Below are 21,507 nucleotides of genomic sequence, written 5' to 3' on the forward strand. Positions count from 1 at the left end.
CATGCTCGCAATTGCTTGTCCCCGGAATGAATTATGAAGATTATCATCGCTTCACAGAACCCAGCCAAGATCGCTGCGGCACAACAGGCGCTGGACAGACTGTTCCCGGCAGTCAGCACCAGCATCACCGGCGTCGCCGTTCCCTCAGGGGTATCGGCGCAGCCCTTTAGCGATGAAGAAACCCGGCTGGGAGCCTGCAACCGGGCCAGGGCCGCGCAACAGGCCTGTCCCGATGCGGATCTGTGGATTGGCATGGAAGGGGGCGTGGCGCGCCTGCACCGGCAACTACAGACCTTTGCCTGGATCCAGGTCCTTGGCCAGGGGCTGGATAACGGTGCACGCAGCGCCAGCCTGACCCTGCCGTCTTTTGTGGCCGACGCGCTGGAGCAAGGTGAAGAGCTGGGCGACGCCATGGACAGGTTATTCCGGCTCACCAACTGCAAGCAGGCCGGCGGGGCCATCGGTGTCCTGACCCAAAATGCCCTGAGCCGAACCCAGGTTTACAGAGATACCCTGATCCTGGCACTGGCGCCCCTGCTCAATCCTGCGCCCTACGCTGTTCCAGCCAGGCAAACCAATCCTGGACCCGGTAATCCAGCCTGAGCCAGCGGGTCAAGGCGCTACCATCGATGCGCTTGCCCTCGCCGCCGCCCTCGAACTCCGGAGGCGGCAGGCCCCGATTGAGAGCGGCCCGGGTATAGAAAGCCTGCCGGCTGGGATGATGGGGTGCACAGGCATTGAGGCAGGACGGCCAGTCGTCACGCGCCAGTATGGCCGGGATTATCTGCAGCAGGTCCTCCTGCGCCACCAGGTTGACCGGCTCTTCCCCACCGGGAAAACGGCGCCCGGCCAGAAACCGGCCTGGCTCCCGGCTGCCTCCCACCAGCCCCGCCAGGCGCAGACAGAGTACCTGGGGCACGCCTGCCTGCCGCACCGCCTGCTCGGCCGCCAGCATGCGCTCGCCCCGCGCCGAGTCGGGAGCCGCCTGTTGTTCCGTTTTATCGCCGAGGCCGCCATAGACGGAAGTGGCGCTGGTAAACAGCAGCCGTTGCACCCTGCCGGCCGCCGCCAACGAGGCCAGCCGGCCCAGGGTAGACGCATAGTCGTTCACCTTGCCCGGCGGCACACAGAGGATCAGGGTATCGGCCCCGAGCTCACCGGGCCAGCGCTCGGGTAAGGGGTCGTTGATATCCCACAGCCGCACCCTCAGCCCGCCGGCGCGCAGGCGCTCGGCCTTGTCGGCGTCGGTGGTGGTGCCGGCAACCCGGTAGCCCAGGGCCCGCAGGGTTTCGGCCAGAGGCTCCCCCAGCCAGCCCAGCCCCACTATGGCCACCGATGGCACCTTAGTAGCCATAAATCACCTCCACCGGCCTTAACAGACTCTTAGGCTGACCCAATATATCCTGATAAATCACCGCAAATGCCAGCACATTCTGCACATAGCCCCGGGTTTCACGGAACGGAATGTTCTCGACCCAAACATCGAAGGGACGACTGCCGCTGTCTTTCAGCCAGCCGTTGATCCGCCCAGGTCCGGCATTATAGGCGGCGATGGCGAGGATACGGTTGTTGTCGTATCTGTTCAGCAATTCCCTGAAGTAGGCCGAGCCCAGCTGCACATTGATGTCGGGATGATAGACGTCGTTGGCACTGCCGAAGGGGATGCCATGTTTGCGGGCGGTTTCCCGGGCGGTGCCCGGCATCAGCTGCATCAGGCCTCCGGCTCCGGCCGGTGATCTGGCCTGCTCGAAAAAGGCGCTTTCCTGACGGGCGATGGCAAACAGGGTGGCCTCCTCGATCTTCAGGCGCTGGGCCTGTCGACGAAAGGAATCCCGGTAGACCACGGGGAAACGCAGATCCAGCTGATCCCAGGCCCTGGCCTGGATGCTGGCCAGGATGGACTTGTCGTACCAATGGCGGGACAGCGCCAGGCTGCCCAGTTCGCTCTGGCTGTCGGCGTCCAGCTTACTCAGCAGATGATTCCACTCGATCCTGGCATTCGACTTGTGGCTCCTGGCCATCCATTCATCCACCCTTCGCAAGGCCGGCCATTTGGCCGCGGCCCTGTCCCAGGCGGGGGCCGGCCTGATTGGCTGTTTCTGCAGGGCAAGCGGACGATTGCTCTGATGGGCGGCAAGAAAGCCGTAGTAGTCCCGGGCCTGGGCCGCCTCATGCCAAACAGCATCGGCCTGAACCGGCTGACGGAGGCCCGACAGGGCTCGACCCCGCCAGTATAGCCAACGGCTGTCCTGCTGGGATTCAGGCGGGAGCCGGTCAATCCAGCCGGGCAGCTGCTGCCAGTCCTGCTCCCAGATGGCCAGCCGGGCCCGCAACTCGAGCAGGCCGACATCGTTCAGTTCGGGCAACCGGCTGTCCAGCCATTCCCGATGTTCGCGGGTACGGTTGAACATCAGCCGCTGTGCAAGCTTGCGCTCGATGCGGGCAACATGCTCGCGGGACAGTCCCAAGCGCTTTTGATATTGCGGATACAACCGCAGCGCCAGGTTCGGCTCCGTATCGGCCAGCTTCGCCAGCCCATGGCTGACCGCCGACTGGTATTGGGGACCGGTACCGGTGAAGGCGCCCATGTTGGCCAGGCGTTCCGGCTGTTTATCCAGCTCCACCAGCAGCTCTCCGGCAGCGCGCGTCGAAGGACCCAGCTCCCGGCTCAGATAGCTAACAATACCGCTTTCGCCGAGCTCGAAGGCCAGCTCCATCCGCGCCCACACATGGTGGTCGGTACGTCCGCCAACACTGCGCCAGCTGTCAAACAAGGGGGTGCAGGCGCCCGGCAGGGAACGGCCGTTAAGCCACAACCTTTCGGCGCCGGCCAGGGCCGTTGCCCTGTCACCAAGGGCCCACTTGGCTCGATAGTGGGCGCACTGCAGCTCGGTGCTGTTGGGCAGATTGGGATACAGGGATAAAAATTCCTGCCAGCGCTGCTCCTGGGCCAGACGTACCAGGAAGGCCCGCTCCAGGCGGTCGGCCTGCAGGGAGTCCGGGTACTTGCGCATAAAGGCCTGTACCTCCCCCAGGGACAGCTGATTGAGGCGCCTGGAAAGCAGTTCATAATCCAGATAGACGGTCAGGGGATAGCTGTCCAGCCCCTGCCTGAGTTGCTGAAAACGTGTCAACTCGTTGCGTTTCAACGCCTGCTCGGCCGCGTCATAACGCTCCCGCAGGGACGATGTCTGGGCGGAAACTCCCAGGCTAAACACCAATAACCCAATCCCCAGCCAGCTCTTCACTCCACACCCCTAATAGACGCTTGATAAGCGTATCCTAAGGAAACTGTTCCACACTGCCAATGGGGGGCGAAAAATTAACTTTTTATTTGGCGACTGAGGGCACCGGGCTCACCTGGCCGCGCCGAAAGTGATCGCCATGGATTAAAAAAAACAATAAAAATCAGATGGATAAAAAGTAAAACAAGAAACTTATCCAGTCGAGTCTGCCCTGCCCCTTTTCGGCTGGCAAGACTTTTTTGTCATTTGTCATCAGGGGATCACAAATCCGATGGGGTTGAGGACACGTTCAGCAAAAACTTGATTTACATCACAAAACGAAAGCCTGTCTGGAGTAACCTGAACTCGAACACCAAACGATGAAACAGCAAGGGGGTCATTATGTCTATTGCGATTACCAGCCAGGTTGTCGAGCTGACCAATGCCATCAGGGCACGGATCGAAAGCCGCTTCGACAAGCTCAACCGGCGTAATATCGTACTTATCAACCCCCATGTGGTCATTCAGAAAGAGGGGCTGAATTACCTGGTTGAAGCCAAGGCAGGCGTGCCTAACGACACCCTGTTTGCCCAGGCCGAACACGAAGACCTGTACGCCGCCATCAACGATCTGGGCCATAAGCTGGAGCGCCAGCTGTCCCGTTATGCGGAAAAACCCCTGTCTCAAAGAACAACCGCAACGCCAGCCGTTACCACCGAGGAGGAATAGCGAATAGATCCTGTCAACCGGGAATTTCAGGCCTGCCCCCGGCGGGCCTGTTTGCTCCGAGTGGAAAACCGGATTCCGGCAAGCCCCTGCTCCGCAAGTAGCCATATTTCCCCTTTAACGACCCAATTCTACAAAATAACCGGAAAATGCTTGCCAGCACCGTCGCTTTTCAGTATTTCTAGGAGGGTGTATAACCCATTTGCCTGGCCATCATGATTCAGTCACTGTTTTTCTTTCGCTTCTTTTTTGCACCCTGACCCGGGAGGCATTCTGTTTGGCAAGAAATAAGCGAAAGACGAACAGCAAAGCCTCCCTCAGGGAGGCTTTTTTATTTACCGCAGACTGGCGACAAAGGAAGCCGTACCATGAAGCTGGATGAGATCCGTACCCAAATCAGCCGCCTGGACCAGGAGTTGTTAACCCTGCTGGCAAAGCGCAAGGCATTGAGCTTAGATGTCGCACGCTCCAAACTGGAAAATCCCAAGCCGATCCGCGATCAGGAGCGGGAACAGACACTGTTGGTGGCCTTGATCAACCAGGGGCGGCAACTGGGCCTTGATGCCCATTATGTCACCCAGATCTACCACACCATTATCGAGGACTCGGTGCTTTCCCAGCAGGCTCTGTTGCAGAGCCTGCTCAATCCACGGGACAGTACACCGGCAGTCAGCGTGGCGTTTCTGGGCCTGAGGGGCTCCTATTCCAACCTGGCGGCCCGTAAATATCTGTCCCGCTTCCAGGCCAACCTGATCGAACATAACTGCGAAACCTTCCAGCAGATCATCGATACCGTCGAATCCGGCCAGGCCCAGTACGGGGTCTTGCCCATCGAGAACACCAGCTCCGGCGCCATCAATGATGTTTTTGATTTGATGCAGCATACCAGCCTGTCGATTGTCGGCGAGCTGACCCAACCGATTGAACATTGCCTGCTGGTTGCGGTAGACACGGACGTGTCGCAACTGAAAACCCTCTATACCCATCCCCAGGTATATCAGCAGTGTTCCCAGTACTTAAAGACCCTGCCCGAGGTCAAGGTCGAGTTCTGTGCTGCGTCTTCCAATGCCATGGAGCTGGTCGCCGGCCTGCAGCGGCCGGACGTCGGCGCCATGGGCAGTGCCGATGGCGGCGAGCTTCACGGGCTGCGCCCCCTGGTACAGGGGCTAGCCAACCAGAAGCAAAATATGACCCGCTTTATCGTGGTGGCACGCAAGCCCATTGAAGTCGCCGAACAGATCCCCGCCAAGACCACCTTCATCATGTCCACCGGACAGCAGAGCGGTGCCCTGGTCGAGGCCCTGCTGGTACTGCGCAACCACGACATCAACATGACCAAGCTGGAGTCCAGGCCCATCATCGGCAACCCCTGGGAAGAAATGTTCTATGTTGATGTCATTGCCAACGTCAACAGTGAGACCATGCAGTCGGCCCTCAAGGAGCTTGGTCGTATCACCCGCTTTATCAAGGTATTGGGCTGCTATCCCAGCGCCGAGATCAGCCCGACCCAGATCCCGCCCAAGGCCTTGAGTCAGCGTGGACAGGACAGCAATGGCAAGGTGCCGGCAGCAGCCCGTCACAGTCGAAGCTACAAGGAGACGGCAACCCAACTACAGCTGGGACGCTTCTATCTGGGTGGCGATGAACCCATGCTGCTGGCCGAGCTGGGCCGGTGGCCGGGCAAGGAAGCATTGGTGGAGATAGCCCGCCAGGTGAAGGAAGCCGGAAGCCAGGTCCTGGCCGTATCCTGCTTTGAGAGCGGCGATATGGAGCAGAATATGGATTGCCTGCGCCAGCTTCGTCAGGTGGCGGATCAATTCGATCTGGCCATCCTGACCCGAGTCAGCCAGCCTGAAGCGCTGAACCGGGCGGCCGAGCTGGCCGACGCCCTGCTGATCTGCGCTCAGGACGCCCACAATGCCGACTTGCTGAGCGCCGCCGGGCGCTGCACCCGTCCGATACTGCTGGAACAACCGGTGGGTACCGATGTCGATGCCTGGCTGGTCAGAGCCGAGCAGATCCTGGCCCAGGGTAACCAACAAGTCGCCCTGCTCGACCGCCAGCAACTGCCCTTGCCCCAGCTGCTGACCCTGCAGCAAAGTACCCACCTGCCCCTGATCTCAGTGCTGCAGGCTGGCGAACTGCTGCCGGCCATGGCCAGCGCCCTGAAAGGTGCCGGCGTGCAGGGATTCTGCCTGCCGCTGACTGCGGATTCTGAGGAAATACAATCGGACTGGCAGCCGCTGCAGCAGCTCGCCCATCAGCTGTATCAGGAATAAAGTGAGGCAAGGGCAGAAGTAACAGGAAAAGAAATTATCACTGGCTGTGGGAGGCCCACCCTCGGTGGCGATAAATATATAGCGGCTGCAAGGCCGCTTCACCGCGGGGTCGCGCCTCCCACAAAATCCTAACGCCGATGGTCAGCCTTGTGGCTCCTCGCCATGGTGACGGCTGTCGTTGGCCTGAGCCAGTAACATGCGGCTTTCTTTAAGGAAAGTCTCGGCATTATCGCCAAAATAATCGCTTACCGTACGGAACTGTTCGACAAACGCTTCCCGCTTGCCGTTTTCCAGCTGGGCCAGCAGCTCGCCGAAACGGCGATGATAGCGGCGGATCATCTCGATGTTCTTGGGCGAAGACAGGATGATATCCGCATACAGGGCCGGGTCCTGGGCGAACAGGCGTCCCACCATGGCCAGCTCCAACCGATAGATAGGCGAACTTAACCGCAGTAGCTGGGCAATATCCGCCTGTTCTGCACACAGGTGCGCGCCATAGGCGAAACTGGTAAAGTGGCGCAAGGCCTGTACCAGGCTCATCGCCTCATCGTGTTCTTCCGCCGATACTGGCTGCAACCGGGCTCCCCAGATGCGCATCTGAGACAGCAGCCATTCATACTGTTCGGCCCCCCGGCCGGCACAATAAATAATCACCTGTTTGGCCAGGCTGGATACATCCGGCCCAAACATGGGATGCAGACCCAGCACGGGGCCGGCATGGACCTCCATCATGGCCGCCAAGGGCTCACTCTTGACACTGGTCAGATCCACCAGCAGGCAGTCATCGGCCAGTTTGGGCAGCTGTTTGATCACCGCCACCGTCTGATCGATAGGCACCGCCAGCACCACCAATCCGGCACCGGCCAACAGCGTTTCGGCCTGCTGCCAGTCGTCTTTCTCGAGTATTTCCACCCGGTAGCCGGACAGCTGCAGTTGATGGGCGAACAAGCCGCCCAGCAGCCCGGCACCGCCAACAATCACCGCCTTGCTGAGGGCTGGGTTGATACACTTGAAGCCGGTCTCTTTTTCACTGGCATAAGACTCGCGCATCAGGCGACGCAAGACATCTTCAATCAAGTCCGGTGGTACGCCGCGGGCCTCGGCTTCGGCACGGCGACGGGCCAGCATGGCGGCTTCCCGATCCGGCGCATAGATGGGCACACCGTGGCGGTGCTTGACCTCCCCCACACCGGCAACCAGTTTCAGCCGACGTGCAAACAGTTCGACCAGCTGCTGGTCTACATCATCAATCTGGTCCCTCAGGACATTCAATTCATCTACCATGGGTCTAGTTCCAATAAAAAGGCACCGGCTCGTCCCGAGCCGATGCCTATTATGCCTGCGAGCCGTTGCCGGTGACAACGTCCGCACATACGCTCGTTTCCGTTTCAGGCCGATGCCTATGTTGCCTGCGAGCCGTTGCCGGTGACAACGTCCGCACATACGCTCGTTTCCGTTTCAGGCCTATGCCTATGTTGCCCGCGAGCCGTTGCCGGTGACAACGTCCGCACATACGCTCGTTTCCGTTTCAGGCCGATGCCTATGAGGTCTGCTGTTTATTTGTTACGTCGAGCCTTGAGCGGCTCGGCCAATTGTTGCCGGCAACTGGCTAGCAGCTCATCGGTTGTTTGCCAGTCAATACAGGCATCGGTGATGGATACCCCGTACTTCATTTGTTCCTTCGGCTGTTCGCTCGACTGATTACCGGCATGCAGGTGTGACTCCAGCATGATGCCGATGATGGAATCATTGCCTTCCTGGATCTGGTGGATGACGTTTTCAGCTACCAACGGCTGCAGGCTGTAGTCCTTATTGGAGTTGCCATGGCTGCAGTCCACCACCAGGCTGGGAGCGAGCCCCGCCGATGCCATGGCCTTCGCGGCCAGGGATACGTTCACTGAGTCATAATTGGGCTGTTTGCCACCACGCAGTATCACATGGCCATCCGGGTTGCCCTGGGTGGTGAGCAGGGCAACCTGCCCTTCCTGGCTGATGCCCATAAAGGCATGAGATTCGGCGGCCGCCTTGGTGGCATTGATGGCGGTACCCAGGTTACCGTCGGTGCCGTTCTTGAAACCAACCGGCATCGACAGCCCGGAAGCCATTTCTCTGTGAGTCTGGGACTCAGTGGTACGGGCCCCGATCGCCGACCAGGAAAACAGCTCGGCCAGATATTGCGGGCTGATGGGGTCCAGGGCTTCGGTTGCCAGGGGCAGCTCCAGCTCGGCCAGCCAGCACAGCAACTCACGCGCCTTGTGCAGGCCCAGCTCGATATCAAAGGTGCCGTCCAGGTGAGGATCGTTGATAAAGCCTTTCCAACCGACGGTGGTGCGCGGCTTCTCAAAATAGACGCGCATTACGATATAAAGGCTATCACGGTAGTCATCATGCAGTTTTTTGAGGCGGGTTGCGTACTCCTTGGCTGCATCCAGATCGTGAATCGAGCAGGGACCACAGATCACCAACAGGCGGTGATCCTTGCGATGAATAATATTCGAAATGGTCTGGCGGGCCTCACCAACAAACTGCAAGGCCTTGGGTGATATCGGCAGCTTGGCTTTCAGCTCGGCCGGGGTGATCATGACCTGTTCCGATTGGATATGAATATTATTCAATGTGTCTTTCTGCATGATGACATCCTCACTTGTAAACAAAAAATTACACTTACCAAGAAAGAAAAATTGCCGTTTATTTGACATATGGCAACTTCTCTTTTACGCAACCACATTCACCTTACCAAGGCTGACCTGGGTTGCAAAGGGCTGATGTCGGGCGAAAACGATTTATTTTGGCAACTGAGTGTCAAACGACGATAAAAGAGTCAAATCAGACGATATACTGAGATGAGAGGAGGAGTGCCGATGGATCAAGAGTTTCAACAACTGGTGACCAGCTTCCGGCGTATTCTGGATCATTATGCCATCGATTATAAAACCAGCCCCATGTCCTATAACAATGACACCCTCTACGATCACCAGTGCCGCCTGATCATCGAGGAAATCGGCCGGTATTGGCTCAGCCATTATGGCCACAAACCCAGCGCAGCCACCCTGCAAAAAGCCCTGTTTGCCGCCGAGCAGAGCCGCCGTTTTTCCCCGCCCTGGTATCGCAGGCTGCTGCGCCGCTGGCGTTGAGCCGGGGTTGCGTCCCCAGCTGTCCCAGCGCCCTTCATGGGAGATGCAATCTCGCCTCCGGGCTGTCATGATGACACCTCGCCTCATTCCGGAACTCGATCGCCCGATGCAACAACTGATTCGCTTTTTCTTCCAGGGGCTGCTGATCCTGCTGCCCTTTATTCTGACCATTTACCTGGTGTACCTGATCTTCGCCGCCCTGGATGAAACCCTGTTTTCCGCCCTCGGCGCCCTGCTGCGGCTGGCGTTTCCGGCCTTGCAGGCAGGCTGGATCTCAAGCCTGGCCGCGGGCCTGGTCACCCTGGTACTAATTATCCTGACCGGTATGCTCGCCTCCAATTTCCTGGGCCGCTTTCTGCTGTCGATCTTTCACGGCGTGCTGACCAGAATCCCCCTGGTGAAAATGCTGTATAACTCCCTGAGCGATCTGTTCAATGCCCTGCTGGGAGACAACAAGCGCTTCGATAAACCGGTGCTGGTCAACCTGATGGGGGGAGAAGTGCAACTGATGGGCTTTATTACCCAGGAAGATCTGGATGGATTCAAGCTCAAAGACAAGGTGGCCGTATATCTGCCCCAGTCCTACAACTTTGCCGGCAACCTGATCATCGTCGACCGGGACAGGGTCACCCCAATGGATGCCCCCGCCGGCGCTGTGACCAGCTTTGTGGTCAGCGGCGGGGTGACCGGCAAGCCCAATGGCAAAGCCAAGGGAGGCAAGGAACGCGCACCCGACAAACAAGGCTGAGTCATCGACAAGGGCGAGTAGTGGCTGTGGGGGCGGCGGCCTCGCCGCGATAATATCCGAAGGTTATTTAATGACCTGAGCCCATTGCCCCGGGTCGGGCCTGCTGCAACTACCTCTTTATGGCCTGGCGGCCATATCGCCCCGAGGTCGGGCCTCCCACAAGGGCATCTGCAGAATGTGAGCCTGCTGTAGGAGGGGCGACCCGCCGTGATGGCATCTGCAGAGATGTGATAGCCTGCAGCCAATTGCACCGGGGGCGGGCCTCCCCCAAAGACAGGGCTTGGTTTTGGCCCTGCGACCCTTATCCCTCGCCCCTTGTTTAGCCGTCGATCTCGTCCATAAACTCGGAAAGATCCTCTTCGTCTCCGGCCGGTATTTCCTTGCCGATTTTGGCAGCCTGATATTGCAGATAGAAATCCTTGACCAGCCCGTAAGGGTCAAGCGAGTTGTCGATCACCGGCTCCTGATCGATCACCTGACTGCGGTCATACAAGCCCATGGCGACAAACTTGCCGGCACGCATGGCGAAGGTCATCAGATCGTAGGGGAAATAGAGGGTATCTACCACGTCACCCGACAGCTGACGCAGGGTAGTCGGCCCCAGCACAGGGATCATCAGGTAGGGGCCGTCGGTGATACCGATCTGCCCCATCACCTGGCTGAAGTCCTTGGGCGCAGGCATCAGCTCGATATTGTCTGCCACATCGAAGAAACCGAGCACGCCGACCGTGCTGTTCAGGGTAAATCGTGCCAGGTTGGTGCCTGCCCCCGGCAGATCACCGGTGATCAGGTGATTGACCATGCTTGCCGGTTCTTCCAGGTTGAGCATCATATTCTGCACCCCTGTCTTGGCCGGCTCGGGGACATAGTCCGCATAGGCATGTACTACAGGGCGCACCGCATAGGGCTCCAGAATATCATAGTTGAGCACCCAGGATGCCCGGTTGACCGGTTCGAAGGGATCCCGCGGATCATCCGCTACCGCCGGGCCATAATTGACCCCGGACGTTGCGGACGATTCCCCGGCCTGTTCGCCCTCCACCTCTTGTTGGGCGGCACAGCCGCTCAGCATGATGCCGGCAGTCAGCAGCAGACCTCGCCACATAGTCAGTTCCTTATTATTGTTATCGTCTCGCTCTAGTGTATTGACTCATGCCCACTCTGACCAGCCCGAACCCCGTAATGTCAGGGAACTCTCCAGCTCATGGAGCCATTCACCAGGAGCATGCCCCATCCGCTAGAGCGGCGTATCAATCATGATTTCCACCGCGCTGTCCTCTGCCGTGCTCAGCACCGGCGAGCGGCCCTCCCAGGCGTCGGTTTTGTCCATCACATTGCCGCTGGGGGCGATACGCGCTTTCAATACCACAGCGTCCCGCTGGCTCATATTATTGTCCGGTACCATGGCATCGGCATTGGACAGGGTGATGGTGAGGGGAAAGCCGGGATTCTCTATGCGCCTTGCTACCAGCGGCATCTCGCCGCCCGCCGCGTCCACCGCATAGACAAACAGCACAGCACCCGGATGGTAGGGAACCGCCGTGGCTGTGGTGACCTGCACCTGATAGCGAGGACCGGTCACCGGGGCAAGCTGTTGTGCCGACATCCGCTGCTCGACAAAGGCAATGGAACGTTCGACCATGGCATAGCGGGGGTGGTCCTCGTTCATCCGGCTCAGCATCTGCTGCCAGCGGGCCTTGGCGGTAATGAAGTCATCCTGCTGCAGGGCCATAAACGCATAGACGGACCAGGCTTCAAGGTTATCCGGATCCTGTGCCAGCAGCTGCTCGAGCATGCCTTCGGCACGCAGGGTTTCCCCCATCATCGCCAGTGCTTCCGCATAGGGGACCAGTACCATACGCTTGTCATCGGCCATGGTGAAGGCCCGTTCCAGCGCATCCCGGGCGGTTTCGCCGTCGCGCAGCTCCAGAGCCAGCCGGCCCAACAACAACCAGCCTCGATAGTCGTCCCCCTCTCTATGCAGGCGGGTGCGCAACGCCAGCACCAGCTCCCGCAGCTCCTGCTCGGTCACCGTCTGGTCCTGCTCGACCAGGACCCGCTGCGACAACTCGCCCAGCCGGCTACTGGCCTGCTGCCATGCCTGTACTTCCCGATGGGCGCCCAGCTGGAAATAGCCGCCGTAGGCCACCGCCAGGATCAACGCCACCGCCGGCAACCAGAGCCAGGAGGCCCGCCTGCTCGGGGCGGCCTGCTCTTGCACTACATCGTCCAGCAGGCTTTTCTGCAGTTCCAGGCGGGCGCTTTCCTCGTCTTCCAGCAGGCCCTGATCCTTGTCCTGGGCCAGTTCGCGCAGCCGCTGCCGGTAGAGGCGGGTGTTCAGTTCATTACGGCTCTGGCTGGACTCAGCCCGGCCGGCCAGCAAGGGGAAAACCACCACCAGTGCCAGGGCTGCGGTCAGCAGGGCACCGAGGATCCAGAATAGGGTCATATCAGCTCTCTTTGTCTTTGTTCAGCAGATCTGCCAGCCGCTGTTTTTCGGCATCGTCCAGACCCGCTTGCCCGACCTTGGTCGGGGCCTTCCGGGTGCGCAGGATAACCAAGGCCAGGCCGATCAGTATCACCAGCACGGGGCCAAGCCAGAGGATCAGGGTGGAAGCCATCAGTGGCGGCCGGTAGAGGATGAAGTTGCCGTAGCGGGCCACCATATAGTCCTTTACTTCCTGCTTGCTATGGCCCTCGCTCACCATCTGATAGGTCTTGTCACGCAGATCCCGGGCCAGTTCCGCATTGGAGTCGGCAATATCCTGGTTCTGGCACTTGGGACAGCGCAACTCCCGGGTCAGCTCGCGAAACAGGGTTTCCTGTTGCGGCGAGTCAAATTCATAGACGTCGATGGCAGCCTGTGCCGGCTGGGCCAACCAGAGGAGTGGGAGCAACAGCAATAAACGGGATAACAGCATGCCTTACTCCATCTGCTCGAATATGGGCTTGAGGGTATTGTTCCACACGGTGGCGTTGACATCCCCCACATGGCGATAGCGGATCACCCCCCGGCTGTCGATCAGGAAGGTCTCAGGCGCCCCATAGACTCCCAGATCCAGGCCCAGCATGCCCTTGGGATCGTAGAGATCGATGGCATAGGGGTTGCCCAGGTTGGTAAGCCAGTCCAGCGCCTTGTTCCGCTCGTCCTTGTAGTTCATACCGACGATATAGATCCCCTCGGTCGTCTTCAGCTCGTTGAGGTATTCATGTTCGGCGTAGCAGGTTGGGCACCAGGTGGCCCAGACATTCAACAACATGGGCCGGCCGGTGAAGATCTCCCGGCTGTGCTGCTTATCCAGTTGATGTAGATCCTGCAGTTCGAATTCGGGGATCGGCTGGTTGATCAGCACCGATTCCAACTTGGTCGGATCCGAAAACAGCCCCTTGTACAGGAACACAGAGCCACCCAGGAACAGTGCCAGAGGCAGCAACAGGATCAGGATACGACGGTTCATTCAGCCTCCTTTGACTGGCCCTTGTTGCGGCCGAAACGATAACGCCTGTCGGCCATGGAGATCAGGCCACCGATGGCCATCAACACGGCCCCGAACCAGATCCAGCGTACAAAGGGTTTGTAGTACAGACGAACCGCCCAGGCCCCGTCATTCAGTTGCTCACCCAGGGCGGCATACAGATCCCGGGTCAGGCCGGCGTCGATGGCCGCTTCGGTCATCGGCATACGCTGCACGATATAGAGGCGCTTCTCCGGCTCCAGGGTGGTCAGCGGACGGCCGTTTTTCGCCACCTGGATGATGCCCTTGTGGCCCTCGTAGTTGGCGCCATCGTGGCGCCGGCTGCCTTCGAAGGTAAAGGTGTAGCCGGCAAAGGTGACGCTGTCACCGGTCGCCATGCGCACATCCCGCTCTATGCTGTAGATCTGGGTACTGGCAACACCGATGATGGACACCGCCAGGCCGATATGGCCGAAGATCATCGCCCAGTGGCTGTTGCCAAGCTTGCGGACGCCAACCCCGAAACTGTGTCTGTGGGTCGCACGGGCCCAGGTTTCCTGCAGGCTGGTGACGACGATATAGACCCCCAGCCCAACGCCGGTCGCCGCCCAGAAATCAAAGCGTTCGGCAAACAACCAGGGCAGGCCGCCCCCCAACAGCACACTCACTGCCAAGGCAAACAGCAGCTTACCGTTGATTTCACTCATCTGCTGACGGCGCCAGCGGAACAGGGGACCGGCGCCCAGCAACAGCGCAAAGGGAATGATCAGCCAGGCATAGAGGCTGTTAAAGAAGGGCGCACCAATAGAGATGCTACCCATGCCCAGCTCCTTGTGCACCAGCGGCAGCAGGGTGCCGATAAAGACCACCAGCAGGCCGGCCATCAGGATAATGTTGTTGCCGAGCAACAGGCTTTCCCGGCTGGCCAGCTCATGCTTGCCGTGGCTTCTTACCTCTGCGCCCTTGATGGCGTAGAGCAGCAAAGACGAGCCCACCACCAGCATCAGGAACACCAGGATAAAGAGCCCGCGGGTCGGGTCCGAGGCAAAGGCATGCACCGACACCAGTATGCCCGAACGCACCAGGAAGGTCCCCAGCAGGCTGAGCGAAAAGGCCAGGATTGCCAGCAGTACCGTCCAGGCCTTGAAGGTGGCCCGTTTCTCGGTTACCGCCAGGGAGTGGATCAGGGCGGTGCCGGTCAGCCAGGGCATGAAGGAGGCGTTTTCGACCGGATCCCAGAACCACCAGCCGCCCCAGCCCAGTTCGTAGTAGGCCCACCAGGAGCCCAGGGCGATGCCCAGGGTAAGGAAAATCCAGGCGGCCATGGTCCAGGGACGGGACCAGCGGGCCCAGGCGGCATCAAGCTTGCCGGTCATCAGCGAGGCGATGGCGAAGGCGAAAGCCACCGAGAAGCCCACATAGCCCATATAGAGCATGGGCGGGTGGAAGATCAGACCCGGATCCTGCAGCAGCGGGTTCAGATCCCGGCCATCGACCGGGAAATAAGGCAGGGTGCGCTCGAAGGGATTGGAAGTCAGCAGTACAAACAACAGGAAGCCGATGGCGACAATGCCCATCACCGCCAGCACCCGGGCCACCGCGTCCAGCGGCAGGGCCCGGCTGAAACGGGCCACGGCAGCGGTCCAGCCCGCCAGGATCAACACCCACAGCAGCAGGGAGCCCTCGTGGGCGCCCCACACCGCCGAGATACGGTATTCCAGGGGCAACAGGCTGTTGGAGTTGGAGGCAACATAGAGTACGGTAAAATCGTTGTCGACAAAGGCCCAGGTCAGGCAGAGGAAGGACAACAACAGCATAAAGAACTGGGCATAGGCCAGCGGCCGGGCGGTCAGCATCATGTTGATATTGCCCCGGGCCGCCCCCAGCAACGGCAGGCAGCTCAACAACAGGGCGGCGGCCAGGGCCAGGATCAGCGTGAATTGGCCAAGCTCGGGGATCATGAACGGCTCCCCTGCAGCTGTTCCTCGGTATATTCAGGTTTGAAGTGCTCCATCCCTTTGAGCGCCTCGGCCACCTCCGGCGGCATGTATTCTTCATCATGCTTGGCCAGCACCTCAAACGCCTCTATGGTGCGGGCATCCTTCAGGTTGCCCTGGGCCACTATACCCTGCCCTTCCCGGAATAGATCCGGCAGTATGCCGTCAAACAGCACTGTGACTTTTTCACCGCCGGCATCGACCAGCTCGAAGCTGACCTTCAGGCTCTGCTGATCCCGCTGCACCGAGCCTGGCACCACCAGGCCACCGATGCGCAGCCGCTGGCCCGGCTCCGGCTTGAGCCTGTCATCTCCCTTGCCCTGCACCAGCTCGGTGGGGGTATAGAAGAGATCGATATTCTGCTGCAACGCATACAACACCAGCGCGGTCATCGCCGACAGGCCCACCACAACGGCAAACAACAGGGCCATGCGCTTCTTACGTCTTGGGTTCATAGGGTATTCTCCAACTTCTGGGCGGCCTTGCGGCGGGCTGCCCTGGCTTGTTTCTGTTGCACTTCACGCAGCAGGCGTTTCCTGGTGGTGATGCTCGACACCACCAGACCCAGCAAGGCGACCAGGGTCACGGCAAACGACAGCCAGACATAAAAGCCGTAGCCGCCCATGGCCAGGAAGGCCGACAGACTGTCAAATTTCATCCTGTTCCTCCGCCAGTTTCAGCACCCAGGGCCGGTGGGACTCTCGGCGGATCAGCTCGTTGCGTAGCCGCATCAGGGTCAGGGCCCCCAGGAAACAGATAAAGGCAAAAATCATGATCAACAGCGGCCAGAGCATATCGTTGGATATGGAAGGCTTGGCGAACTTGGTGATGGTGGCGCCCTGATGCAGGGTATTCCACCATTCGACCGAGTAGTGGATGATCGGCAGGTTGATCACCCCCACCAGCGCCAGTATGCCGGCGGCCCGACCTGCCAGTATCTTGTCGGAAATGGCATTGTAGAGAGCGATGACGCCAAGGTAGAGGAACAGCAGGATCAGCTCCGAGGTCAGGCGCGCATCCCACACCCACCAGGTGCCCCACATGGGCTTACCCCAGGCGGCGCCGGTAAACAGGGCGATAAAGGTAAACACGGCCCCCACCGGGGCTATCGCCGCCACCGCCATGTCGGCGGTCTTGATCTGCCACACCAAACCGATAAAGGCGGCCACCGCCATCGAGGAGTAGGCGCCCATCGACATGATGGCAGCTGGCACATGGATATAGATGATACGAAACGCATCCCCCTGCTGATAATCGGCAGGCGCGAAAGCCAGCCCCCATATGAGGCCGATGGTAAAGGAGATCAGGCTGAAGGCAGCGAACCAGGGCAGCCATAAACCGGCCAGCCGATAGGCCTCTTCAGACTTGGCATAGGGATGTAACCATTTCCACATCTTGCTTACTAACCTTTTTTATACTACGCATCATCCGGCAGATTAAAGATACTCCAAATCCGCCCCCCAAAAAACCTTTAGGTCAAAACAGCCGGTTAATTGACACTTACCCGCAATGCCGCCGAAATGGCAAAAGGTGCGAGGGTAACACTGCCCACCAGCAGGGCGGCCAGGATCGCCAGCTGGCCGTTATAGGCCACTCCCAGGCTTGCCGCCTCTATCGCCGAAGTGGCGAAGATCAGCACGGGAATATACAGGGGCAGGGTCAGCAGGCTCAGCAGCACCCCTCCCTTGCCGATGCCCACCGTCAGCGCCACCCCAATAGCACCGAGCAGGCTCAGCACCGGCGTTCCCAGCAACAGGGTCCAGAACACCGCCATAAAGGCGCTCATGTCCAGGCTCAACAGCACGGCGATCAGTGGCGACAGCAGCAGCAGCGGCAACCCGGTCAGCAGCCAGTGGGCAAACACCTTGGCCAGCACCAGTACCCCCAATGGACAGGGCATGAGCATCAATTGTTCCAGGGTACCGTCAATAAAATCGTCGCGGAACAGCCGCTCCAACGCCAGCAACGAAGACAGCAGGGCAGCCACCCAGACGATGCCGGGGGCGATGCGAGCCAGCAGCGCCGGCTCGGGACCGATTCCCAGCGGGAACAGGGTGACCACGATAACGAAAAACCACAGCGGGTTGAGCACATCGGCCCGGCGGCGCAGGGCCGACACCAGTTCTCGCCGGGTCACCCCGGTAAACATCCGCCACATGCTTATTCCTCCAGGCTCGGGGTCAGGGTCAGGGTGCGCACCCGATCGGCGCACAGGGACAAGTCCTGATGGGTGGTGATCAACACCATGCCACCGGCATCCGTATGGGTCAGCAACAGGTTTTCCAGCACCTTGACGCCGTGCTTGTCGATGGCGGTAAAGGGTTCATCGAGGATCCATAGCCTGGGACCGCCGAGCCAGAGACGAGCAAGGGCGACCCGACGCTTCTGGCCGGCCGACAGCTGGCCGGCATATTGGTCTTCCAACCCGGCCAGCCCTACCTGAGCCAGCACCTGCCACAAATTGGCCTGGCTCTGCTCGTGGTGCATGCGCCGGAAAAACGCCAGGTTCTCGAAGGCGGTCAGTTCGTGCTTGATACCGGCCTGATGGCCCAGATAAAACAGCTCGCCATGGTAGTCGTCACGCGCATGCTGGATGGGCTCGCCCTGCCACAACACCTCACCGGCATACGGGCGGGACAGGCCAGCCAGCAGCCGCAACAGGCTGGTTTTTCCCGCCCCGTTGGGGCCGGCAATCTGTACCAGGTCGCCGGGCTGGACCCTGAGTGACAGCTCACGGAACAGGGTGCGCTCTTCCCGGACACAGGTTAAGGCTCTGGCTTCAAGCATCATCAGTGACCAAGACCGTTAAAAAATGGGCGCCAGTCTAGCACAAGGGTCCACCGAAGGCGTAAACATAAGCCGGACAGGGGTAAAATTCTCAGCAATTCCTGTTTTAAAACAAAGAGCGGGGCGGTTTCCGAGCCCATGCTGCTTTTATGCGCACTTGCACCCATCAGGGTTCTCATCGCCAGGGGACTTATATATACTCGCGGTCATGCTCCCATAGCTCAACAGGATAGAGCAGCCGCCTCCTAAGCGGCCGATCCAGGTTCGAGTCCTGGTGGGGGCGCCATTTCTTGGCGCTCGACACTAATCCCTCTGTTTGCTCCTCTTCGATTGACCCCAGCCCCCCTGTTCGGGCTACATTAGCCACTGTTTTTTCCATCTCCAGGGTAATGCTATGGACTCTGCGGTACTGATTACCGGCTGTTCTTCGGGCATTGGCCACACGGCCGCCCATTTTCTCAAGACCAACGGCTTCCGGGTGATCGCCTCGGCCAGGAGCGCTGCCGATGTGGACTCGCTTAGGCAACAGGGGCTGGAGGCGGTACAACTGGATCTGGCCGACGAAGCCAGCATAGAAGCGGGCTTCAGCGAAACGATGGCGCTGACCGGCGGCCGGCTTTACGGCCTGTTCAATAACGGCGCCTACGGCCAGCCCGGCGCCCTCGAAGACCTGCCCACCCGCGCCCTGAGGGAGCAGTTGAATACCAACCTGTTCGGCACCCACCACCTGACCCGGCTGGCATTGCCCGCCATGCTGGCCGCCGGAACCGGGCGGATCATCCAAAACAGTTCCATACTGGGTTTCGTGGCCATGCCCTACCGGGGGGCCTATAACTGCTCAAAATTCGCCCTCGAAGGCTATACGGACACCCTGCGCCTGGAGTTGAGGGGCACGGGCGTGCATGTCAGCCTGCTGGAGCCGGGGCCGATAGAAACCCGTTTCAGGGAAAATGCCAAAGACGCCTTCCTGCGTTATATCCGGCCCGCAGACAGTCGCCATGGCCAGGCCTATCGGCAGACCCTGGCCAGGCTGGAGCGGCCGGGGCCCAGTTCGCGCTTCAGCCTGCCGCCCGAGGCATGCATGGCGCCTGTGCTCCATGCCCTGACCAGTCCCAGACCCAGGATACGCTACCCGGTCACCCGTCCCACCAGGATGATGGCCTGGTTCAAGCGGCTGCTCACCGACCGGGCACTGGACAAGATGCTAGCCAAGGCCGGCGGATAACCGGCTATGCTTCGAAATACCGCCCGATGCGTCGCGACGGCCCTTGAACCCGGATACGGTATTGAGGCTCCCTTGCTCGGGCGGAAACAAGCAACCATTTAATGAACCTCTGCATGGCGGGACCTATGAAAATTTTATTACATGGCTTGTTATGGCTCTGGTGCAGCCAGGCGCTGGCGGCCCCCGCGCTCTGGTCGGCGACCAGGGACAACCAGCAACTCTGGTTGTTTGGCTCCATACACCTGGCAGATCAGCGACTGAGTCAGTTGCCTCCCGCCCTGACCCAGGCCCTGGCTCAGAGCCAGCTACTGCTGCTGGAAGTGGATCCCGAACAGATTTCGGCCGAACAGCTGGCCCCCTTTCTGACCATGTCCGCCAACGAAAGCTGGTCCGCTCGCCTGGGGGACGGCCTGGCCAGCGAGCTGAAGCGGGCGGCCCGGGAGCAGGGTATGGGGCAACTCGGTCGCTTCCCTCCCTGGTTCGCCGCCCTGCAGCTGACCCAGGCAAAAACCCGCTCATTGGGGTTTCACGCCCAATGGGGTATCGATTTTCAGCTGCACAAAAAAGCCCGACAACAGGGCCTGCCCATCCAGGGCCTGGAATCACCCACCCTGGTGTTCGAGATGCTGTCCCGCCTGCCGACACTTGGGCTGGAGGATGAATTTGTGCGTCATAGCCTGGACGAAATGGCACAGATGCCCACTCATCTGGAAACCCTGTTGACGGCCTGGCAGCGTGGTGACGAACAGGCGCTGCAGGATTTGCTGGTGCAACAACAGAGTCCCGAACTGAGCCGATTTATCGAGCAGCAGCTGCTGGCACACCGCAACCAGCTGTGGCTTGATCAGCTGGCCAGCCAGCCCGCGCCCAAGGTACTGATCGTGGTCGGTGCCCTGCACCTCTATGGCGAGCAGGGCCTGCTGGCCGGGCTGGCCGAGCGAGGTTTCAACCTGGACAAGATCGAGGATGACACGCTTTATTGATCCGGATCATCTTCTCCCTCTCCGACCTCGCTAAGATACCTTCAAGACGAAGAATGAAGGAGAGGCACCATGGAATTCTGGCTGAAGCTGATGTTTGGTAGTGATATTGGTTTGATGTCCATGATCGTCGTGATCGCCACCTTTTTGCTGATCAGCTTTTATGCGGGCTATTTTATCTACAAGATAAAGACCGACCAACCCAACGAATAACCCGGCGTTAAACCACGGCCGGCCCTGACTTCCTCCTCCCCCAGGGCCGGCCGTTTCCCCTCTGTCTGAACTTGCTTATACTGCGGCTAACCCTGTTGATATGGAGCCGCCCCCTATGTCTTCCTCAGAATGGTCTGCCTTTGTCGGCGAGCTGAACGATCTGACGCCGCTCAATCAGGACACCCTCGCCCATCGGGCGAACACCGATCGGGACGTCGCAAGCCTGGCCGCCAAACGGGCCGCTGCCGAGGCCGACACCGAAGCGGTGTCCGAATACCTGTCCCTCGAATCCGTCGATTTGCTGCGCCCGGATGATATCGTCGCCTTCAAGAAAGACGGGGTTCAGGACGGTGTATTCAAGAAGCTACGCCTGGGTCAATATCCCTGCGAAGCCCGTCTCGACCTGCACAAACACACGGTAGAACAGGCTCGCAAGGCACTGCTGGATTTTATCCGCGATAGCCTGCGACAGGGCCACCGCAGCCTGGTGGTGGTCCATGGCAAAGGCGAGCGCAGCCAGCCCCAGGCCCTGCTCAAGAGTTATGTCTCCGGCTGGCTGAAGCAGATACCTCAAGTACTTGCCTATCACAGCACCCAGCGTCACCATGGCAGTACCGGCAGCCTGTATGTGTTGTTACGCAAGAGCGAGCAGGCCAAACAGCAAACCCGTGAACGGCATCAAAGCCGATTGGGATAATGGCTGAACACCGGGCTACCCGCCTAACCGAAAACAATAAAG

General features: G+C 59.7%; 22 protein-coding genes, 1 tRNA gene, 2 pseudogenes and 1 other annotated feature. Of the genes and pseudogenes, 11 read left to right on the plus strand and 14 right to left on the minus strand.

All coding sequences use genetic code 11. The features are described from left to right. Positions 1–33: 33 nt before the first annotated feature. Positions 34–603 carry an inosine/xanthosine triphosphatase gene (gene yjjX, locus DCS96_RS09330; protein WP_116474008.1) on the plus strand — a complete coding sequence of 190 codons (570 nt, stop codon included), beginning with the start codon at positions 34–36 and terminating at the stop codon, positions 601–603. On the opposite strand, the gene DCS96_RS09335 is transcribed toward yjjX, so the two are convergent. Continuing rightward, positions 539–1,354, minus strand: coding sequence for a Rossmann-fold NAD(P)-binding domain-containing protein (locus DCS96_RS09335; RefSeq protein WP_116474009.1), 816 nt, complete (start codon positions 1,352–1,354; stop codon positions 539–541). The genes yjjX and DCS96_RS09335 overlap by 65 nt on opposite strands. Beyond that, positions 1,344–3,248 carry a transglycosylase SLT domain-containing protein gene (locus DCS96_RS09340; RefSeq protein WP_232818216.1) on the minus strand — a complete coding sequence of 635 codons (1,905 nt, stop codon included), beginning with the start codon at positions 3,246–3,248 and terminating at the stop codon, positions 1,344–1,346. Before DCS96_RS09340 ends, DCS96_RS09335 begins: the two co-directional genes overlap by 11 nt. 378 nt (positions 3,249–3,626) lie before the next feature. On the opposite strand from DCS96_RS09340, the gene hpf reads away from it, so the two are divergent. The 3 genes and pseudogenes from hpf to DCS96_RS18830 form a co-directional block, all read left to right on the plus strand. Further along, entirely contained in the window at positions 3,627–3,953 is a 327-nt protein-coding gene (hpf, locus tag DCS96_RS09345; protein ID WP_116474010.1) for a ribosome hibernation-promoting factor, HPF/YfiA family, read from the plus strand. A gap of 211 nt (positions 3,954–4,164) precedes the next feature. Beyond that, positions 4,165–4,286: a sequence feature (Phe leader region), on the plus strand. A gap of 32 nt (positions 4,287–4,318) precedes the next feature. Continuing rightward, a pseudogene (locus tag DCS96_RS18825) lies at positions 4,319–5,470 on the plus strand (chorismate mutase); the annotation flags it as partial. A 279-nt stretch (positions 5,471–5,749) separates the two neighbouring features. Then, positions 5,750–6,229, plus strand: a pseudogene (locus DCS96_RS18830) (chorismate mutase); the annotation flags it as partial. 141 nt (positions 6,230–6,370) lie between these two features. Here DCS96_RS18830 and tyrA read toward each other — a convergent pair. Together tyrA and DCS96_RS09360 are read right to left on the minus strand one after the other, a co-directional pair. Then, positions 6,371–7,513: a bifunctional chorismate mutase/prephenate dehydrogenase gene (gene tyrA / locus DCS96_RS09355; RefSeq protein WP_116474012.1), complete on the minus strand. Its 1,143-nt coding sequence runs from the start codon at positions 7,511–7,513 to the stop codon at positions 6,371–6,373. A 272-nt stretch (positions 7,514–7,785) separates the two neighbouring features. Continuing rightward, on the minus strand, positions 7,786–8,859 hold the full coding sequence (locus DCS96_RS09360) for a 3-deoxy-7-phosphoheptulonate synthase (protein WP_116474013.1): 1,074 nt from the start codon (positions 8,857–8,859) through the stop codon (positions 7,786–7,788). A 231-nt stretch (positions 8,860–9,090) separates the two neighbouring features. Between DCS96_RS09360 and DCS96_RS09365 the strand changes: the two genes are divergently transcribed. Then, on the plus strand, positions 9,091–9,363 hold the full coding sequence (locus tag DCS96_RS09365; protein ID WP_116474014.1) for a hypothetical protein: 273 nt from the start codon (positions 9,091–9,093) through the stop codon (positions 9,361–9,363). A gap of 106 nt (positions 9,364–9,469) precedes the next feature. Then, positions 9,470–10,111 carry a DUF502 domain-containing protein gene (locus DCS96_RS09370; RefSeq protein WP_116474015.1) on the plus strand — a complete coding sequence of 214 codons (642 nt, stop codon included), beginning with the start codon at positions 9,470–9,472 and terminating at the stop codon, positions 10,109–10,111. Between the two features lie 319 nt (positions 10,112–10,430). Here DCS96_RS09370 and DCS96_RS09375 read toward each other — a convergent pair whose 3' ends face one another. The 10 genes from DCS96_RS09375 to ccmA all read right to left on the minus strand — a co-directional run bounded on the left by DCS96_RS09375 (position 10,431) and on the right by ccmA (position 18,353). Next, on the minus strand, positions 10,431–11,216 hold the full coding sequence (locus DCS96_RS09375) for an MlaA family lipoprotein (protein ID WP_116474016.1): 786 nt from the start codon (positions 11,214–11,216) through the stop codon (positions 10,431–10,433). 132 nt (positions 11,217–11,348) lie between these two features. Continuing rightward, a complete protein-coding gene (gene ccmI / locus DCS96_RS09380) occupies positions 11,349–12,560 on the minus strand; it encodes a c-type cytochrome biogenesis protein CcmI (protein WP_116474017.1) in 1,212 nt (403 codons plus the stop codon). Position 12,561: 1 nt separating this feature from the next. Then, positions 12,562–13,032, minus strand: coding sequence for a cytochrome c-type biogenesis protein (locus DCS96_RS09385; RefSeq protein ID WP_116474018.1), 471 nt, complete (start codon positions 13,030–13,032; stop codon positions 12,562–12,564). A 3-nt stretch (positions 13,033–13,035) separates the two neighbouring features. After that, positions 13,036–13,569, minus strand: coding sequence for a DsbE family thiol:disulfide interchange protein (locus DCS96_RS09390; RefSeq protein ID WP_116474019.1), 534 nt, complete (start codon positions 13,567–13,569; stop codon positions 13,036–13,038). Beyond that, positions 13,566–15,527, minus strand: coding sequence for a heme lyase CcmF/NrfE family subunit (locus tag DCS96_RS09395; protein ID WP_116474020.1), 1,962 nt, complete (start codon positions 15,525–15,527; stop codon positions 13,566–13,568). The genes DCS96_RS09390 and DCS96_RS09395 overlap by 4 nt, the downstream gene beginning before the upstream one ends. Further along, complete coding sequence (ccmE, locus tag DCS96_RS09400; protein ID WP_116474021.1) at positions 15,524–16,018, minus strand: cytochrome c maturation protein CcmE; 495 nt, start codon at positions 16,016–16,018, stop codon at positions 15,524–15,526. The genes DCS96_RS09395 and ccmE overlap by 4 nt, the downstream gene beginning before the upstream one ends. After that, positions 16,015–16,221 (minus strand): heme exporter protein CcmD, encoded by a 207-nt coding sequence (ccmD, locus tag DCS96_RS09405; RefSeq protein WP_116474022.1) that lies wholly within the window; start codon positions 16,219–16,221, stop codon positions 16,015–16,017. Before ccmD ends, ccmE begins: the two co-directional genes overlap by 4 nt. Then, complete coding sequence (locus DCS96_RS09410; RefSeq protein ID WP_116474023.1) at positions 16,211–16,957, minus strand: heme ABC transporter permease; 747 nt, start codon at positions 16,955–16,957, stop codon at positions 16,211–16,213. The genes ccmD and DCS96_RS09410 overlap by 11 nt, the downstream gene beginning before the upstream one ends. A gap of 95 nt (positions 16,958–17,052) precedes the next feature. Continuing rightward, positions 17,053–17,721, minus strand: a complete 669-nt coding sequence (gene ccmB / locus DCS96_RS09415; protein ID WP_116474024.1) for a heme exporter protein CcmB — start codon at positions 17,719–17,721, stop codon at positions 17,053–17,055. A 2-nt stretch (positions 17,722–17,723) separates the two neighbouring features. After that, complete coding sequence (ccmA, locus tag DCS96_RS09420) at positions 17,724–18,353, minus strand: cytochrome c biogenesis heme-transporting ATPase CcmA (protein ID WP_198649978.1); 630 nt, start codon at positions 18,351–18,353, stop codon at positions 17,724–17,726. 207 nt (positions 18,354–18,560) lie between these two features. Here ccmA and DCS96_RS09425 point away from each other — a divergent pair. The 5 genes from DCS96_RS09425 (at position 18,561) to smrA (ending at position 21,465) form a co-directional block, all read left to right on the plus strand. Beyond that, positions 18,561–18,636, plus strand: a tRNA-Arg gene (locus DCS96_RS09425). A 108-nt stretch (positions 18,637–18,744) separates the two neighbouring features. Further along, complete coding sequence (locus DCS96_RS09430) at positions 18,745–19,575, plus strand: SDR family NAD(P)-dependent oxidoreductase (RefSeq protein WP_116474025.1); 831 nt, start codon at positions 18,745–18,747, stop codon at positions 19,573–19,575. Between the two features lie 125 nt (positions 19,576–19,700). Further along, positions 19,701–20,558 carry a TraB/GumN family protein gene (locus DCS96_RS09435; RefSeq protein WP_116474026.1) on the plus strand — a complete coding sequence of 286 codons (858 nt, stop codon included), beginning with the start codon at positions 19,701–19,703 and terminating at the stop codon, positions 20,556–20,558. 69 nt (positions 20,559–20,627) lie between these two features. After that, the gene (locus DCS96_RS09440) at positions 20,628–20,768 is read left to right on the plus strand and encodes a DUF3149 domain-containing protein (protein ID WP_116474027.1); all 141 of its coding nucleotides are present in this window, start codon (positions 20,628–20,630) and stop codon (positions 20,766–20,768) included. Positions 20,769–20,883: 115 nt separating this feature from the next. Continuing rightward, on the plus strand, positions 20,884–21,465 hold the full coding sequence (gene smrA, locus DCS96_RS09445; protein WP_116474028.1) for a DNA endonuclease SmrA: 582 nt from the start codon (positions 20,884–20,886) through the stop codon (positions 21,463–21,465). Positions 21,466–21,507: the final 42 nt, after the last annotated feature.

It is taken from the genome of Zobellella maritima (assembly GCF_003075035.1).
Taxonomy (GTDB): domain Bacteria; phylum Pseudomonadota; class Gammaproteobacteria; order Enterobacterales; family Aeromonadaceae; genus Oceanimonas; species Oceanimonas maritima.